We start from the raw sequence: 18,446 nt of genomic DNA on the forward strand, positions 1-18,446 counted from the left end.
GTTACGTTTGATTGACTTTGGCCGTGCGCATTCTATTCAGCACGGCAGCTATCTCATACCTTCTTGGACGTGCAATATCACCTGGGTGCTGATCCTTAAAGGCTGTGAATGAGGCCAGCCCTTTTTCGTCCAATTGCTGTTCAATCATATCAAGCAGTTGGTGTAACGGCTTATCTCCCAAAACGTTTGATCGGTCCAAGTGCTGAATGATTTCCGCAATCATCCGAGTCTGGGAAGCATCGACAAGCTGCTCTGTATCATCAAACGTTATATCGGTTCGCCCCATTAAAATTGTTGTTAAGCCTTTAGCCTGTGTTTTCGATTTTTTGCCTTTTTGTGTCTGAATTGAAGATTGTTGAAAATACCGCTCACTAATGGTTCCAAATGATTCATATTCAGTGGACTCCCGATTGATTGGATGCTCTGAAACAATCCTCCGGGCTTCTTTCGTCACATTAAATGGTTCATATGCTTCCATCATAATGACCGAATCCGCCACATCAAAATAATCCCCCGATCCGCCCATGACCAATACTGTTGAGACATCAAGCTGATCCCGCATTTGTTTGATTTTGTCGATAAACGGGGTGATCGGTTCTTTATCCTGGTGCACAAGCAGCTGCATACGGTGGTCGCGGATCATAAAGTTGGTGGCACTTGTGTCCTCATCGATCAGAAGCGAGGTTGCCCCAGCTTCCAGGGCTTCCATGACATTAGCCGCCTGGGATGTGCTTCCGCTGGCATTTTCTGTCGAAAAGTTGCTGGTGTCCTGCTTATGCGGCAGATTATTAATGAACGGCGATATGTTGACGCTCGTCACTTGACGCCCGTCTTCAGCACGGATTTTTACCGCGTCCATATCGGTCAGCACATACTCACGGCCATCGCCCTGCACATGTGAGTAAACTCCCCGCTCAATCGCTTCAAGCAGGGTGCTTTTCCCATGATAGCCCCCGCCAGCGATAAGTGTAATGCCCTTTTTAATTGCCATCCCTTTAACAGGCTCATGTCGATGCGGGACGTGGACTTCCACTTCATCCTCCGGCGGACTTTGGAAAGCGATTGCTTGTTTCATAGGCTTGTTGCTGATCCCGCTCGCCCGTGGCAATACGGATCCATTTGCAATAAAAGCAATCCAGTCATTGTTTTGCATTTCAGCTCTTATTGCTTCCTGCTGGTCAGCCAATTGCACAGCTTTTTCTATTTCGTCATCCGTAATGGCGAAGATCGAATTTTTTATGATTTCCGGGATAGCGCTGGTGAATAATTTTTCTGCTTCTCTGCCATTAATTTTACGGCCATTCGCGGGCAGACCTGCGGAAATACAAACCGTAATCATGTTTGAATCAGCTTTCACCGCACTGCGTTCAAGAACTTCCTGGCCGGGGCGGTCAAATTGTATACTGCCGCTTTTTCCAGATCCTTTTATGACAAAATTCCCCTTCGCGATCGCACCGCCGACCTTCCGGGCAAGTATATCTTCAGTCGCCACTCTGCGGCGGTATGTCTCAAGCCAACTCGCCTTCACCGCTCGTTTCGATGCAGGTATCGTCACACGTATTTTAGAAGGCGCTGCGAATGGGTCTCCCTGGACATAATCGATATATAAATCAAAATTAGAAAATTTATAGTGACCTTGAACACTTTTATAAGCTTTATACCCTTTTCCATCAATTTGTTTTAACGTTTGCATCAGTTGTTTCATAAAAAACCCCTCAACGTTCGTCTTTGTGTCAAATATAGAATACATTTTCAGAAAGTTACATTCAAGTATAGAAGGCTGTTAATGCGTGTTCTATACGAAAAAACGCAATGCTTCGATAATAGCGAAACACTGCGTTGTAACATATGTATGGAGCGGGTGATGGGAATCGAACCCACGACATCAGCTTGGAAGGCTGAGGTTTTACCACTAAACTACACCCGCATGTGCGAAAGAAATATGTAATATACTGTTTCTTTAGAACGTTTCCCATTATAACAAGTGATTTTGATAGAATCAACTGCTTTTGATAAAAAGTTACGACAATTAATAGCAAAAAAGCACCCGATAGAAGGATGCTTACTCGCAGCAGCGTAAAGTTTAACAACATCAGAGCACACAATTGTCAACATTGCATTGTTCACACACCAACAATTTTCTGAAATACTCCATGTCTTTTATCAAGAAATACTTGTTTTCATTTGTGATGATCCCTTGGTCCTTCCATTTATTAACAATCCGGCTGACCGTTTCTCTGGAAACCGCGATATGCTTACTAATGTCCTGAATCATAATCGGTTCGGTAATACGAACGCCTTCAGGGGTGACGACACCGTGCATATTTGAATAGCGTATGAATATAGAAGCTACAGCCCCCTCTGAACCAAAAGCGATATAATCACGAATTTTTGCCTTGCTTCCTTCCAATGATTCAGCAAGCCAGCGTGTAAAGTGAAGGCTTAAACGTCCATCCTCCGAAAGAGCTTCTTCCAGATCACTGCGTTCAATTGCATATACCATACTGTCCTGTAGCGTTTTTGCCGAATTAGAGTATTTTTGGGCTCCAAATACGCCAATCTCGCCAAATCCATCTTGTTCTCCACGTGTGAAAATCGTTAATTCCTTGTTCGGCTCAATTTGTTTAAAGATACGGACGTTCCCTTTATGTATAAAATACAAATAATCTGCAGGTGCACCGTTTTCAAAAATTATGGCGTTTTTAGGGATATGCAGCATTTTTGACTTGGCTATTAACGATTTCTGGTCCTTTGTGCTTAACCGTTCCAGTATCGGCTCCATATTATTTCCCCCTTTACCTATCTTGTATATCCCATTATAAAGGTTATTAAACAACTATTCTGTGACATCTGTCACTTAATAAGTCTTTACATGAGTGCCCGAGAAATATAGAATATCTTTTTAAGAGCTGTTCAAAAATATTTGCACTTTTGCACACTCACGTTAAGGAGGCAACTAAAATGTCAATCTACCCTATCATACTTTCACAAACCCATTTTACCCACCAAGACAGTCTTACTTATCCATTTGAAGAACGGGGACTGCAATTCGGTGACGGCATCTATGAAGTCATTCGCGTATATGGCGGTGAATATTACTCACTTAACGAGCACATTGAACGATTGTTCCGATCCGCCGAGGCGATAAAACTTAAACTGCCATTTTCCAAAAAAGACATTTCAGATCTGTTGCAGAACCTTCTCAACCGTAACAGTATGAAATCAGACGGCATTGTCTATTTACAGGCAACACGCGGGTCAGCACCGCGTAACCACACGTTTCCATCAGCAACCGAGGCAAATGTCTACGCCTACATTCGTGATATGCCCCGCAATACAGATAATCTGGCAAACGGTGTTTCAGCGATAACTCAAAGGGACACACGATGGGAAAATTGTTATATTAAAAGTTTAAACCTGCTGCCAAATGTACTTGCAAAACAAACAGCACACGAAAACAACAGTTATGAGGCTATTTTGCATCGTGAGGGTATCGTAACGGAATGCAGTTCTTCCAACATTTACCTTATTAAAAACGGTAACATATATACCCACCCTGCAACAAAGCGTATCCTCCATGGATGTGTCCGTATGCACGTTGAACAATTTGCAAAAGATTTACAGATCCCTTTTATTGAAGAAGCTTTTTCAACCGCTGATATAGAAGAGGCGGACGAATTATTCCTGTCAAGCACAACTTCTGAAATAACACCGGTTACCGAGGTTGATGGAAAAACAATTGCCAATGGAAAACCCGGTCATATCACCAGAAAACTGCAAGAAGCTTATGAGCAAGACGCAGCGATCAGTACAATTAATACATAGCCTTTCGCCGAAACAAAAGGCTTGTGACACAACCCTATCCACGCAGGAGGAACCATTTATGAAAAATCAGTCTGAGCGTCCACTAACTGCAGAGGATTTGCGGCATATCACTATACACAGTGACCCGCAATTCACATCCGACGGGAATGCGTATGCGTTTGTTTCCACCAAAGCAACTAATGAAAATGATTATACATCGCAGCTATTTATTCATTCACTAAAGCATAACCAGCCAAAGCAATGGACTTTTAACAAAGCAAAAAACAGCCATCCGCGCTTTTCGCCTGATGGCAAATGGCTCGTATTTCAATCTGATCGAAGTGGTACACCGCAATTATGGCTTCTGAATACTGAAGGCGGAGAAGCCAGACAGCTGACATCATTTAAACACGGCGCTTTGAGCCCCGTATTTTCCAAAGATGGGCGCATGATCATCTTCAGTGCACCATTGGAAAAAGAGGATGACGTGACAGAACAGCATGAACAGACCGAAGACGAACGGCAAAAAGAACGAGATGAACAAAACAAACAGCCTTTCGTCGTCAAACATTTAAAATATAAGTCTGATGCCAGTGGTTTTCTGGATTGTAAACACACACAAATCGTTCAATACGATTTAGAAAGCAATACATTTAACCAGCTGACTTTTGCTGATACTGACCATAGCTTTGAAGATATCTCGCCGGACGGAAATTTTATTTTGTTCAGTGCAAATCTTAATGAAAATAGCGATTACGAACTGACCAGCGATTTGCATCTGCTTAATTTAACAACAAAAGAGATAACTACCTTAACGAATGGTGAAGGTCAATACGGCAATGCGCGCTATTCACCGGATGGCGCTAAAGTAGCGTGTTTTGGCCATGAGTTCGCCTACCAGGGTGCAACGTTGAATGAGTTGTATGTGTTTGATACAACAACAGGCAACCGCTCGTGTCTCAGCACCGAGTGGGACTTTCAGCTGGGCGACGCCATGATTGGCGATACACGCATGGGCCATTCAGAAAACGGTCCCGTATGGAATAAAGATTCAACGTATTTATACTTTCTTGGGAGCGATAACGGTGCGACCGGTTTGTATCAGACGGATTTGAATGGAAAACTTAATGCGCTTTATAAAGACAATAACCATGTGTTCGGATTTTCAAAGCATCATGATATATTTATTCTCGGCATCAGTACACCAACAGACCCTGGCAATTTTTATCAATTGTCAATGAATGGGAATCCTAAGCAGTTAACGGATGCTAACAGGGAATTGTTAGAAAGCGTGCACCTAAGCGAGCCGGAATCCCTGACATTCAAAGCTGAGGACAACTGGGAAATCAAAGGATGGCTGCTTCGCCCATATGGGTTTGAGGAAAACAAAAAATACCCCTTAATTTTAGAAGTACACGGCGGCCCGCATGCCATGTACGGGCAGACATTTTTCCACGAACTCCAGCTGCTGGCGGCCAAAGGCTATGCTGTTTTGTACACTAACCCGCGTGGAAGCCACGGCTATGGGCAGCACTTCGTCGATGCCTGCCGGGAAGATTATGGCGGAAAAGATAATTCTGATTTGATGCGGGGTGTTGACTATGCACTTGAAACGTATGACTTTATCGACCAGGAGCGGCTTGGTGTTACCGGAGGAAGTTACGGCGGGTTTATGACCAACTGGATTGTCAGTCATACGGATCGGTTTAAAGCAGCGGTGACACAGCGCTGCATCAGTAATTGGCTCAGTTTTTACGGTGTTAGCGATATAGGTTACTTCTTTACAAAATGGGAACTCGGTAAAAACCTTCTTGAAGACCCGTCTGCACTGTGGGACTTTTCGCCATTAAAGTATGCCGAAAATATTGAAACACCGTTACTGATCGTACACGGGGAAAAAGATTACCGCTGCCCGATTGAGCAAAGTGAGCAGCTGTTCGTCACGCTAAAACATATGAAGAAAGAAGTTGAATTTGTCCGTTTTCCTGATGCGAACCACGAATTAAGCAGGAACGGCAAACCCGAAATGCGCATTGCCCGTTTGAACCATATCACCCGCTGGTTCGACGAATATTTATAAAGTGAATCTTCAATCAGCGGAAGGTTTTTCCCGCTGATTGTTAGATGAACAGAATCGGACATTTAGGGACAGTCAGCCGGCGTCCTTTGACGGCTTACTGTCCTTTACATGCGGGATAAAGTGAATCTTCAATCAGCGGAAGGTTTTTCCCGCTGATTGTTAGATGAACAGAATCGGACATTTAGGGACAGTTAGCTGGCGTACTTTTGACGGCTTACTGTCCCTTACATGCGGGATAAAGTGAATCTTCAATCAGCGGAACAATCATTGTGAAGGAGGGCGGAATACGCCGCTCCAGTAATATACTTCACTTTTCGCGGGCGGCTGGTGAGCCTCCTCGGGCTAGCGCCCTGCGGGGTCTCACCTATGCCTTTGCTCCCGCAGAAGTCTACGTATATTACTTCCGCTTACAGATTGCTTTGTTTGTCTTTCACGATAATCTTTTAATTATGTCCCACCCTCTTGTTGATTATTACCACTTATCCACTTACAGTCAGCTCAGATTGTCTTATTTAACAGCCTTTTGAAAACCTGCATATTCGCCTGCCATTTCCACAGCTTTTCCTGCTTGAATGTAGCCCCAAACGTCATTGAGTGCTGGCTTTGAAGTGGCCTTTAAAATAGTTTTAACATCATTTGGACTCAAGTCAGGATTTGCTTCCAATATCTGCGCGACGACCCCGGCACATATAGGCGTTGCCATGGACGTTCCCGATAACTGTAAATAATTCTCATCCACCACCTGCTCCGGCAGTTCGTGTTCCAGCGCAGATTCCGGCGCCAGCAGTGAAATGATATCAGTGCCCGGTGCGTAAATATCCGGCTTAACAAAAGCGTCTACGGTCGGGCCTCTGCCGGAATATTCAGCGATTTCATCGTCCGAACGTTCCTCAGTATTTTGATCATCGATCGATCCGACAGTGATGATGAAAGGATTGATGGCCGGTGTGCTTATCGTTGCCTGCTCCGGTCCACTGTTACCGGCAGCAGCGCAAACAACAATCCCTTTATGCCAGGCTTCCCCTACTGCAATCGAGAGCGGATCGTCCCGGAAGGATTCAAAAGCCTGAGAACCTAATGACAGCGAAAGGACACGAATATTATAGTCATCTTTCTTCGCTATACACCATTCGATACCTTCAATAATGCCCGATAATCGGCCGCTGCCATTTTCATCAAGAACCTTTACACCTGCAATCGATGCTTCAGGCGCTGGACCACTGTACAATCCATCAGACTGCTGACCGTCTCCGGCTGCATCTCCTGCACAATGGGTACCATGTCCATTATCATCATAAGGTTCTTCTTGGTCATTAAAAAAATCTTTAAACGCCACAATTCGATTGCTCGTTTCCGTCAGGTCGCTATGGGGGTGAACACCTGTATCTATAACAGCGATGGTAACACCTTTCCCGGTTAACCCAGCATTTTCCCGGAGCTCAACGGAACCAACCTGTTTGCTGGCAACGTCCAGCAGCGCCGTTACAATTCGGTCATAATAGATGCGATCAACAGCTTCATGATCTTTAATTTGCTTAATGATTTGCGGGGTTAAATTTCCTCTGGCGATTCTTCGGCCAATATCTTTGTCCAACCTGCTGTTATTATCTGCCTGGCAAGCTGTGATCAATTCCTTCTTCTTTTTAGCGTCAGTGTCACTTGAATAAGAGACAATTACCGGAAGTCTATCGTTACTTGTCTCGTACGGATCTTCTTTGCGTTTTAGCCGCAATTGTTCAACTAAACCTGGGTCCAATTTACGGCCTGCCGCCTCAAACCAAACGCGTTTTCTGCCACTCATTTCCTTCCTCCTCCTTCTACTTTTAAATGTCAAATAGATACTTACAAATAACCCCCTATGCTTGTGTTTCTTGGGTGAGCATCAGGTAAGAAAATAAGCACTGGATGTTTTCATTTGATAGGGGGAGGAATTCTTATGAATAGCTTAGCACTGGAGGATAATGGTAACAATATGTCAAATTAACCAATTAATGCTTAGAAATACACCAAATACCTATCCACCTCCTACGTTTTCACATAAAAACTTGCCTCATCAACCATTTCAATGTCATCCCTGCCTTTTAAGTCCTGCATCAATTGAAATAATGCACCGTCCTTTTGCTTTGCCTCAATCATACAGTCCATTTCGGCGACTGAACCATTAACCTCTTTTAAAAAGCGCATAAACATGTCAGAATCAACCAAATCAGCATGACTTCTAAATGCTTGTTCGTTTTTCGGACTCGAAATGTGCATTTTCAGAGGATGTGGCGAGTTTCTCCAACTATTTACAACACGGTTCCAATGCGACGTCCAATCCGGGTCTTCGTGGTTAGCCAAGTGATGATGATAATCAAATACGACGGGAATCCCCAATTTTTCACCAAGATAAAGACAATCCTGAAGATTAAATGATTTATCATCGTTCTCAATCATCAGCATCCGTTGAACATCATCAGGGACATACGACCAGTTGGAGATAAATTGTTCGATTGCTTTAGGTTTATTTTTATACGTTCCTCCGACATGCAGCACACTGCGATGAGTCAAATCAATTCCCATACCATCAACCAGCTGAACATGATGAAGCAAATTTTTCACAGACCCGTTGAAAACACTTTCCTTCGGGCTGTTTAGGACAACAAAATGATCCGGATGAAAATCAAGGCGCATCGTGTGCTTTCGCGCAAAATCACCTAATGCCCGCAAATCATTCCGGATTGCTTGCATATAATTCCAACCGTTCAAAGCTTCATGTGTGGCGAGCGGCACAAGACGGGAACTGAGTCTGAAAAACTTAATATCATGAGCGTTATTATGTTTTAATAAACGGAGACAGTTATGAAGATTTGACCGCGCTATCCTTTCCAGCCGAGAAACTGCTGCCTCTTTATCATCTAATTGCTGAAACCGTTTATAAGTCATTGTTTGCGACGGTGAACAGTTTTTTACATTAACACTCATCGCTACATATCCGAGTCGAAATCGTGTCCAATTGGTCACATACATCCCCCCTGCTATATGGTTAATGTTTAGCCATGCTCCACGTCCAGTTACATTTGGAATAAACTCGGAACTTAGTGTGTACATACGACGGTAATCATACCCAAAAAGCTTCTAAGAGCTCTGTTTTAAACAAAAATTCCGTGCAAAACGTTTATGTTTTGCACGGAATCTTATTAAATATTAAAGGCGTTATTGCCAGTCCGTATGCTTTTTTAAAAAAGCATTAACGCTATCAATATATTTTTCTTTCGCGACCACATAAGGCTCGCCGTGGTTGGCACCGTCAACCATCATGAGCTCCGCTTCACTATTCGTATTGTTATATAGCGTTTTCGACATGCGTGTCGGCACAAATGTATCAGCTGTGCCATGGATATATAAAATCGGAATATCAGCTTTTTTCACTTGATCCAGCGCTGAAGCTTCTGAAAGAGAATAGCCCGCACGAATGTTGGTCACAACACTGGTCGATGGCAGAAATGGAAATGCCGGCAGATTGAACATCCGATCCATTTGATACGCGAACAAATCATGCACGCTCGTATATGGACTGTCTGCTATCACTGCTTTAACGTTATCAGGCAGGTCCTCACCCGCTGTCATCAGCATCGTTGCCGCTCCCATTGAAACCCCGTGCAGAATAATCTCTGTATCCTTTCCGTATGTTTCAACTATCCGGTCAATCCAAGCTGTATAATCATGCCGGTCATGCCAGCCAAACCCATAATAATCACCGCCGCTCGCCCCATGTCCTCGTGCGTCAGCCGTGAAAATATTGTAACCTTTTTGTTCGTAATAATACTCGCCGAATAACCCCATATCCATCGCATGGCCTAAATAACCATGCGCCATTACAACAACTTTATCCGATGGTTGTTCTGCTTCAAGAAAGTACCCTTTAAGCTCCAGGTTATCCTCAGTTTCCATCGTCCATTCCTCAAACTTCTGTTCATTTACCCACTCTCGCCAGCCGCCCTCCAAAAGAACATCCATTGTTTCCGCAGATACTTCCAAATCTTCATTGTCATTCAGAAAATCTTTTTCACCACGCTCAATTGCCAAACTGTAGAAATAAAAACTCGCGATAATATCTATGATTAACAGGACGCTTACAATCCCAATTCCTATTTTAAGCCACGTCTTTCGTTTCACGCTGCCTCTCCTCTCTCTTTCTATGACTCTCTTTCCATTATACAAAAAAACAGCGACAATTTGGCGATAAACCGCATGGTACTTCCTAGAAATCAGCGGAAAATGAGAATGTTATTTTCCGTATCGAAGCGTCAACAGTAGAATAAAAGGAGAACCATTTTGGCAGTGCGAACGTGACAGCGTCCTCATATAATATGTCACGGTCATCGTTATTGTTTCTTATTTAGTTTGGCCCGTCTAACCAGCGAATGAATTAGCGGTTATAACCCCCCTCTGTCACCATCAAGTTCAAGCAGCTCCTCATCACCAAGCCTGTCCGTCCTTAACTGACCGACAAACAACTCCAGTGAACGTTGATTAATCCAGTTAGTGCCCCACACATCGTCATTGGCAATCATCGTCCCCAGAAGCCGGACACGCCTTGCCGTAATAAACAGCGGCAAGCTTTTTATATCAGCCCCGGAGAGGTTTTGCTCTTTTAAATAACCTTGCAGGAATGCCTCCCAGCATGCTTCTTCCTCGTACCGGCAGTTGTTTTTTATATTCCACCAGGCAACTGCAATATCGTAACCTTGTAATCCCCACGCACAGCCATCGAAATCAAAAACTGATATGTCACCATTAAAGATGTGCAGATTATGGTTATGGAAATCCCCGTGACAAAAGCCTTTTTTAAGATCAATCGCTGATAAGTCAGCCTTTATATTTTCCACCACTGTTTTAAAAACCTGAGAAGCCTTATCACCCAAATACCGCTCAATCTCAGGCATTATCACAGCTGCAGGCGCATCAAGCAAATGATTTACATTAATCTTGAACCCCCGTTCCTGCACTGGCAAAAAGTCTTGTGATAAGCGATGCAAACGACCAAGCGTTGTGCCGATAAGCTCCGAATTGGCAACGGTAATTTGCGGGCGCTCACCTTCAGAATAGGTGAAAAGCACCCCATAACGCTTGCCTTCCGGTGCTTCAAGCTCATTAATTAATTGACCACCTCGGGCCTGGACCGGATATGAAACGTTCAAGCCCTTGTTTTTCAAATGCTGCACCGCTGTTAATTCGAAGGAAATGGCGCTGTAATTATGCCCTCCTGCTCGATATAGCCTGAAAATATACTTATCGCTATTTTCATCCATTACAAAATATGTATCATTCAGACCCTTTGCCAGGTATTCACAATGGAGGGGTCCCTTGAGGTCGTAGTGTGTAAGAATGTGCTTGATTGTGTCCGGCTCAATTAATGAGCGTTTAACATTAATTTGCAAATATGGTCCCTCCACCTTTTCTGAGTTCTGCCTAACTTAACGTCATAACCATGTACTCTTCATCATAATATCTGCTTCCCAGTTTAACTGCTTTTTTGTGTCTGCCAAGCGGCACAAACCCCAATGCATAAAAAAGACGTTCTGATGTACCACGCTTTATAATAACAGACACAAAAATCTGCTCCACGCCCTCCAGCGATTTTGCACAATCGATCACTGTGTGCATTAATTTTTTGCCTGTCCCGATTTCACGGTTATACGGGGTAACATAAAGCCCCCATATCATTGTCCGATGACCCGTTTTCTTTTTGGTTTCCCGTTCAAGGGTCACAACGCCGATTAACTCATCCGCGTCAAAGGCGCCAAATGTATAACTGTTTTCCGATTGAAACATGACTTTATACGTTTCAATTGAATCAGCCTGTACCTCATCATAGCTTGCTGAAAATGCAGCAGGGCTGTTAAGCAGGGACTCAAGCCGCAAATTTTTATATGATTCTGCATCTTCAGGTTCCAGCAACCGTATGTCGATCATCATCATCCCCCTTATTCAAAAATTGGACTTGCTATGATTATATGATCGGCATACGGCAAATGATGAACATTTAAGGCAAAAACTGCCTCTTCTCTGAAGAACAGCAGTTTTTGGAGATGATACGTTAAATTTTCTCATATGGCTCATGGTCCTCACCATAAAAACGATTATAGCGGTCTTTAAATTTCTGAAAGGCATAAACGACGAGGACTTTTAAAATAGCATATCCCGGAATACCGAGAATAACACCGACTACCCCGAACAGGTTTCCGGCCACCAGCAGCACAATGATGATCGTCAGCGGGTGGACCTGCATTGTTTTGCCCATAACGTTCGGTGAAATAAAATTTCCTTCTAAAAATTGTACGGCCGCCCATACGATACCAAGTTTCACCAGCATAATTGGCGAATCCACAATCGCAATAATAATGGCAGGCGTTATGGCAATCATCGGCCCAATATAAGGTACAACACTGGTCACAGCTGCAACAATCGCAAGTGTAATCGCGTAATCGAGACCGATGATTAAATAACCGATGTAAAGCAGTATACCAATACACGTTGCAACGATAATCTGCCCCTGAATGTAAGAACCAACCTGCACGTCCATATTATGCAGTATCCGGTCAACTTCACCGCGGTATTTAGGCGGCAGCAATTTCACGCAAAACGCTTTGAAACGATCGCCGTCCTTCAACATAAAGAAAAGTATGAAAGGAAATGTGATAATCGCAACGACCGCACTTGTAATGGTGCTTGCGACGTTCTGGACGCCTTCCATTGCACCTCCGAGCCGTTCGGTAACCATACTTGATATATCACTCAGGTTCGAAGTGAACCATGCGTACCCTTGCTCATAATAGGGAGCAAGAAAAGATGCTTGAATCCAATTTTCAATCCCTTGACCCATTTGCTGCAAGTAGGTGGGGAATTGCGATGCCAAATCTTTCACCTGTGTCTCAATTGCCGGTGCCGTTAACAGTATCAATCCGGTCAACAGTCCGCTGATTCCCAGAATAATAATGATGATGCCCCAGACGCGATGAATATGTACACGTTCCAGCAAATCGACAACCGGGTTCAATAAATAAAAGGCTATAAAAGCCAATATCACCGGTGCAATCAAAGTCGAAATGAATGTTAACAGCGGATCAAAAATAAACGAAACTTTTGCGTAAATAAAAATGGTAATTCCGATTAAAATCAATAGGACAAGGCCATAAAACAAATCACGCCCGCCTATAAACTTCATAAACCGGCTAACTTTCATAATACCCGCGCCTCCTTATTATACAAATTATAGATGATTTTATAAAAAAATTCCATATAGTTCTCATAATCCTATGCATACGAAAAATCGTTAATACAAAAAAGCCAGCTCCCGTATGGAAACTGGCTTATCACTTTAGTATTTAGAGCCACAATTGCCGTATTTTTTAAATAAAAAGTTTTAAAACCACCACTTCGCTAAGTGGGTGTTTGCAGGAACCTTCCTGTCTTCCACTCTTTGGAGGCACGACATTTGAGTCCCGATGTAAAACTCCCTATTCATCTGTTAGAGGTTAAAACTTAATTTAAATACGCACATTGCAGCTTGTATTTTCATAATACACTTCTGAAGGATAAAAATCAATGTAAAAAATTACCTTTTTAAATTTTTGTGTTTTTCTTTTTGGCCCGCTGTTCAAGCTGACTCTCAGGCTGCTGATCGGCAGTATCTTCACTGAGCCCTTGCTTATTAACACTTGACCTCATCTGACTTTTGTGCCGGCTTTTCTTTTTTTCACTCATCAAAACACCTCCGTAAATAGTATTTCTCGGACGGAAGTGTTTTATGCTTGAATGGCCTAAGCTTCACTTAATGATTCATACTTGTCCCGCAACGTACGCTTCAGCACTTTGCCGCTTGGGTTTTTCGGCATCTCATTCGTGAAATCAACATATTTCGGAACTTTAAACTTGGACAAACGTTCATCGCAAAATTCCATAACCGATTCTTTCGTCAGCTTGGCATTCTCTTTTGGCACTATAACCGCAGTGACGGCTTCAATCCAATAGGCATCCGGAATACCAATGACAGCAACCTCTGCGACACCGTCAATCTGATAAATCGTTTCCTCGACCTCACGGCTTGATACATTTACGCCGCCTGTGTTAATCATATCCTTTTTGCGGTCTATAATGGTAACATAGCCTTCTTCATCCATCACACCCAGGTCGCCGCTGTGAAACCACCCATTTTTAAATACTTCGGCTGTTTTATCCGGATCATGCAAATAGCCTTTCATCGTATGTGGTGTACGGTGAACGATTTCACCAACCTCGCCGCGTTCCACCTCGTTACCGTTCTCATCCATGATTTTCGTCTGAACATTTAGTGTTGGAACACCGGCAGAGCCAAGTTTGCGCAGTTGATCTTCAGGCTGCAGTGCCGTTGCCAGCGGTGCTACTTCTGTCTGACCGTAAAAATTCCAGAATTGTGCATTTGGCAGGCGGTCAGCAAGTTCTTTTAAAACTTCACGCGGCATAATCGCAGCCCCGTAATAACATTTTTTCAGTGTTGATAAATCCCGTTTATCAAAATCAGGGTGCCGCAATAGCGCAATCCATACGGTCGGCGGTGCAAACAATTGAGTCGCACCCTCTTTTTCGATCGTTTCCAAAATAATTTCGGGACTTGCCGCTCCTAAAATAATGCCACTCGCCCCCAGGTATATGCTCGGTCCTAAAAATACATGGAGCTGTGCGCTGTGGTAGAAAGGCAACGCATGCACGAGCACATCGCCTTCAGCCATCTTTCCATCGACAATGCAGCTCACGTACTCACTGACCAGACTTTTATGCGACAACATGACTCCTTTCGGCCGCGACTCCGTTCCGCTTGTATAAAGCACATGTGCAAGATCGTCATCATCAATTGATACCTCGACAGGACCGGGCGGCTGGTCTTCACACGCTGAAGACAGCGACATCCATTCCGCCAGTTCACCATCATATGTGCCAAGCGTGTCCATTAAATATCGCTGGCGAATATCAAGGTTGCCCGCTGCCTTATCCAAAATTTCTGCATATTCCTCGGAAGCAATAAAAGCACTGACTTCCGCATGCTCGAGAATATACTGAACATCTTCAATTGAAAGCATATAATTAATTGGAATCATAACAGCACCGATGCGCGCCAATGCAAAATTAACGACGACAAAATCCAGGCTGTTCCTGGACATTACCGTAACCATATCGCCTTTTTTCATACCGTCATTCAGAAATGCTCGTGCCGTCTGATTAACGATATGGTCGAGTTCTGCATAATTGAGCCGCTGTTCATTATAGCAAAGCGCAAATTTCTCAGGCATTCTGTCACGTGTACGGGCAAGCAAATCTCCCAGTGTGTTCCGCCTTGCCCTTTCCAGCATCCTGCCAAGATCCTCAGAAACATTTGATTCAATACGCATAGCGCCACTCCCTGTAAAATTTTTCGATGACTTATGCACTGAATATTCTATCTATTAGTTTAATTCAGATAATATGATATAGCAAGAGAGAAAATGCGGAACTTCTCGCATAGTTGTTATAACTGCTACGTACCAAATGTAAAGTGCGACACAGTGACAGCATTGATTTGCGCTAAGGACAGTCGCTTTTCACAGACCCCCGTGAACCTCTGTTTTCGGCCAGATGTTTCTGTTTCCCGCCCATGTTTCGGCTTTACGGCTCATGTTTCTGTTCTCCGGCACATATTTCGGTTCTCCGGCCCATATTATGGCTCTCCGGCACATATTTCGGTTCTCCGGCCCATATTCCGGCTCTCCGGCACATATTCCGGCTCTCCGGCACATATTTCGGCTCTCTGGCACATGTTTACTTTTTTCCTGGAAGCAGTCTGTCTTTTCAAGCGTGTGATCACTAGATACGTCGCAGTTTATGGAAACTGCGACGGTTAAAAACGCAACAGTGGAATAGAACCTAAAAAATACGCGCGAAAAAGATTTAAAAGCAAATAAAAGACGAACGATTTTGAAGAAGGTAAGCGGGATAAACCACTTTCAAAATTTGCTTCGCTAACCCTCGTAATCGCTCGTCTTTTATATTAAAACTACCCTTTTTTATCGGTCAAACACGACCCGTGTACTGCCAAATATATCGTGAAGTCCTTGTTTTTGATTACTAAAAGCGACAAACAAGTAAAGCAGATTGGTAAACCAGAAGACACGATGAATGAATCGTCCGACAATCTCCCGGAATATCAAATCACTCCATTCAAGCGGCTTCATGTCTTCCCGCACGACCTTTAAACCAAAGATCATCTTACCCAGAGTCTTCCCAAAAAATTTTGTCATAAGTAAAAAGTACAGATAAAATACAATCGCGCCAACGATGCCGGCTGTCGTCCAAAAACCGATATTAATCGGATCAAAGAATTTAAATGGACTAAGAAGGATGCCGTTGATACTGAACACGATGACTAAATCAACCAGGTATGCCCAAAAACGCATCCAGAATCCGGCATATCGCTGAGGCGTTACATCTTCAGAGTATGTTTCCAGATTTTCATTCATAACGGCACCCCCTTATTTCGAATATAAATACATAGCACGCGGCCCATCCGTTTGCTGAAGTAATTCCTGGATAGCCGATAGCTTAGCATCCTCGCTCCGGAACATGTTTTGGACCTTGCCGTTTATATAGGCATTCCAGCCATACCCGGAATTGTATTTCACGACCCGCGCATTCGACCAGTCCTGATCTTCTTGCATGATTGCAGCGGTCTCTTCCAGGTCGCCTAAATCATCCACAAGTCCATTTTCAGCTGCTTGCCGGCCGGTATACACACGGCCGTCACCAAGATCACGAACTTCGGACTCAGACATATCACGGCCATCGACAATCACTTGAACGAAATCGTCATACATGTCATCGATCATCGTCTGCAAAATATTACGCTCTTCATCCGTCATTTCCCTGGTCGGGGACATAATATCTTTAAACTCCCCGCTCTTGATTGTATTCATATCAACCCCGAGATTATCAGCCAGTTCACTAACGTTATAGCTTTGCATAATAACACCGATTGAACCGGTCAATGTAGCGGGATGCGCAACGATTTTATCTGCGGGAGCCGCAACGTAATAACCGCCTGACGCTGCAGTGTTACCCATTGAAACATACACTGGTTTATTATATTCCTCTTTAATTCCCACAATTTTATCGTGAATTTCATCGCTCTCAACAACACCCCCGCCAGGTGTATTGACGCGTAATATGATACCGGAGACAGAATTATCTTCCCCAACATGCTCTAATTTTTTCAAAAAGCGGTCGTGGTTGTAACCGGCGGAACTCAATATCGAGGATGTTGAGACGTCCTGAATCGTCCCGTCAAGCTCAACGACAGCGATTTTGTTTCCGGCACCTTCCTGAATAACCTCTTGTTGATACTGCTGATCTGACATGGCAAATAATGATTCCAGATCAGTTGAAAACAGACTGCTCATAAATCTGAAGCCAATTGAAAATACCAGTAAAAATACTGCAATTCCTAATGCGAGCCAGCGTTTCTTATTCAATCTGATGTCCTCCATTCTGTAACAAGTACGTATGTATAGAACCATAATACTACATTTTTTGGCAAACCTTAACAAGAAAGTGATTTAGAATTCGAATTAAAGGTCCAGCTTGTTCAGAATTCCCTTTAGATTTGTTAAATCATTTTCTGTAAGCGTTACACCTTTTCCCATTTTGGCTTTGTCCGGTGCCCAATCTCTAAGATCATACTTGGGGTCGCGTCCATTCCAGCTAATTAAGTTCAGTTCCTTTGTCCATCCTTTAGGTGATTCGGACAGTACTCCGACGTGTTCAATAATCTCGTATTTGATATCAGCCAACTCAATTCCTCCATTCCTCAAGTGACGCCGAGCAGTTGTGAACACAATAAGACACAACCCCTCCAACACTTTAAAAATTAATCAATAAACTTCATAGTTTTGTCCGGTTTGGGCACCCTCCACACTTTTTACGTATGCTCTGGCAACGCGATCTGCCGGAACAGGATTAAAACCGGCGAAGAAGTCACCCAGTTTTTCCCAGGATTCCTGGACAACATTTGGACTGACACAATTAATTCTGATTCCCCGCGGTATTTCGATGGCAGCTGCTTTGACAAAGGCTTTGACACCGCCATTTGCCATGGCAGCAGAAGCGCCAAGCGGAATTGGGTCATCCATCATAATACCGGTCGTTAATGTAAAACTGCCCCCGTCATTTACATACCCTTGCCCTAAAAGAACTAAATTGACTTGCCCTTTCAGTTTGCTCTCAATCCCTTTTTCATTCAGCTCAGGTGTCAAGTCGGGCACCGCTTTAAAATTAGCCCCTCCCGAAGCATTAATAACAGCATCAACGGCTCCGGTTTTTTCATACATTTCTGTTATACTTTCAGGAGAAGTAATATCAACTGACACATCCGCCCCATTTCTTCCTGCACGAACAATCTCGTGTTTCGGTTCCAATGCTTGAGCAACACGTTTTCCAATTGTTCCACTCGCACCAACAACAAGTATACGCATACATATTCCTCCTCTTTTATTATGTTTCCAGAAATCTTTGC

At 43.6% G+C, this 18,446-nt stretch carries 16 protein-coding genes and 1 tRNA gene; 2 read left to right on the forward strand and 15 right to left on the reverse strand.

Annotated elements, in window-relative coordinates; all coding sequences use genetic code 11:
- Position 1: 1 nt before the first annotated feature.
- The 3 genes from BMZ22_RS10285 to BMZ22_RS10295 form a co-directional block, all read right to left on the reverse strand.
- Positions 2 to 1,705 (reverse strand): ABC-ATPase domain-containing protein, encoded by a 1,704-nt coding sequence (locus BMZ22_RS10285; protein ID WP_090085184.1) that lies wholly within the window; start codon positions 1,703 to 1,705, stop codon positions 2 to 4.
- Positions 1,706 to 1,853: 148 nt separating this feature from the next.
- Positions 1,854 to 1,927, reverse strand: a tRNA-Gly gene (locus BMZ22_RS10290).
- A 165-nt stretch (positions 1,928 to 2,092) separates the two neighbouring features.
- Positions 2,093 to 2,782 carry a Crp/Fnr family transcriptional regulator gene (locus BMZ22_RS10295; protein WP_090085186.1) on the reverse strand — a complete coding sequence of 230 codons (690 nt, stop codon included), beginning with the start codon at positions 2,780 to 2,782 and terminating at the stop codon, positions 2,093 to 2,095.
- 179 nt (positions 2,783 to 2,961) lie between these two features.
- On the opposite strand from BMZ22_RS10295, the gene dat reads away from it, so the two are divergent.
- Positions 2,962 to 3,825: a D-amino-acid transaminase gene (dat, locus tag BMZ22_RS10300; protein ID WP_090085189.1), complete on the forward strand. Its 864-nt coding sequence runs from the start codon at positions 2,962 to 2,964 to the stop codon at positions 3,823 to 3,825.
- A 58-nt stretch (positions 3,826 to 3,883) separates the two neighbouring features.
- Positions 3,884 to 5,884 (forward strand): S9 family peptidase, encoded by a 2,001-nt coding sequence (locus BMZ22_RS10305; protein ID WP_090085191.1) that lies wholly within the window; start codon positions 3,884 to 3,886, stop codon positions 5,882 to 5,884.
- A 508-nt stretch (positions 5,885 to 6,392) separates the two neighbouring features.
- Here the strand turns inward: BMZ22_RS10305 and BMZ22_RS10310 are convergent.
- The 12 genes from BMZ22_RS10310 to BMZ22_RS10370 all read right to left on the reverse strand — a co-directional run bounded on the left by BMZ22_RS10310 (position 6,393) and on the right by BMZ22_RS10370 (position 18,405).
- Positions 6,393 to 7,685: a S8 family peptidase gene (locus tag BMZ22_RS10310; RefSeq protein WP_090085194.1), complete on the reverse strand. Its 1,293-nt coding sequence runs from the start codon at positions 7,683 to 7,685 to the stop codon at positions 6,393 to 6,395.
- A 224-nt stretch (positions 7,686 to 7,909) separates the two neighbouring features.
- Positions 7,910 to 8,887 (reverse strand): UV DNA damage repair endonuclease UvsE, encoded by a 978-nt coding sequence (gene uvsE / locus BMZ22_RS10315; protein WP_281242083.1) that lies wholly within the window; start codon positions 8,885 to 8,887, stop codon positions 7,910 to 7,912.
- A 192-nt stretch (positions 8,888 to 9,079) separates the two neighbouring features.
- Positions 9,080 to 10,042, reverse strand: coding sequence for an alpha/beta hydrolase (locus tag BMZ22_RS10320; protein ID WP_090085198.1), 963 nt, complete (start codon positions 10,040 to 10,042; stop codon positions 9,080 to 9,082).
- A gap of 260 nt (positions 10,043 to 10,302) precedes the next feature.
- A complete protein-coding gene (locus BMZ22_RS10325) occupies positions 10,303 to 11,307 on the reverse strand; it encodes a phosphotransferase enzyme family protein (RefSeq protein WP_090085200.1) in 1,005 nt (334 codons plus the stop codon).
- 31 nt (positions 11,308 to 11,338) lie between these two features.
- Positions 11,339 to 11,842 carry a GNAT family N-acetyltransferase gene (locus BMZ22_RS10330; protein ID WP_177183417.1) on the reverse strand — a complete coding sequence of 168 codons (504 nt, stop codon included), beginning with the start codon at positions 11,840 to 11,842 and terminating at the stop codon, positions 11,339 to 11,341.
- Between the two features lie 124 nt (positions 11,843 to 11,966).
- The gene (locus tag BMZ22_RS10335; protein WP_090085204.1) at positions 11,967 to 13,112 is read right to left on the reverse strand and encodes an AI-2E family transporter; all 1,146 of its coding nucleotides are present in this window, start codon (positions 13,110 to 13,112) and stop codon (positions 11,967 to 11,969) included.
- Between the two features lie 380 nt (positions 13,113 to 13,492).
- The gene (gene sspL, locus BMZ22_RS10345; protein WP_425434282.1) at positions 13,493 to 13,597 is read right to left on the reverse strand and encodes a small, acid-soluble spore protein L; all 105 of its coding nucleotides are present in this window, start codon (positions 13,595 to 13,597) and stop codon (positions 13,493 to 13,495) included.
- A gap of 92 nt (positions 13,598 to 13,689) precedes the next feature.
- Entirely contained in the window at positions 13,690 to 15,294 is a 1,605-nt protein-coding gene (locus BMZ22_RS10350) for an acyl-CoA synthetase (protein WP_245745336.1), read from the reverse strand.
- Between the two features lie 651 nt (positions 15,295 to 15,945).
- Positions 15,946 to 16,398, reverse strand: coding sequence for an RDD family protein (locus BMZ22_RS10355; RefSeq protein ID WP_090085208.1), 453 nt, complete (start codon positions 16,396 to 16,398; stop codon positions 15,946 to 15,948).
- Positions 16,399 to 16,410: 12 nt separating this feature from the next.
- Positions 16,411 to 17,406, reverse strand: a complete 996-nt coding sequence (sppA, locus tag BMZ22_RS10360) for a signal peptide peptidase SppA (protein WP_090085210.1) — start codon at positions 17,404 to 17,406, stop codon at positions 16,411 to 16,413.
- Positions 17,407 to 17,502: 96 nt separating this feature from the next.
- The gene (locus tag BMZ22_RS10365; RefSeq protein ID WP_090085213.1) at positions 17,503 to 17,724 is read right to left on the reverse strand and encodes a YdbC family protein; all 222 of its coding nucleotides are present in this window, start codon (positions 17,722 to 17,724) and stop codon (positions 17,503 to 17,505) included.
- An 81-nt stretch (positions 17,725 to 17,805) separates the two neighbouring features.
- Complete coding sequence (locus tag BMZ22_RS10370) at positions 17,806 to 18,405, reverse strand: short chain dehydrogenase (RefSeq protein WP_090085215.1); 600 nt, start codon at positions 18,403 to 18,405, stop codon at positions 17,806 to 17,808.
- Positions 18,406 to 18,446 lie beyond the last annotated feature (41 nt).

Source organism: Lentibacillus persicus, from assembly GCF_900112705.1.
Lineage (GTDB): Bacteria > Bacillota > Bacilli > Bacillales > Amphibacillaceae > Lentibacillus > Lentibacillus persicus.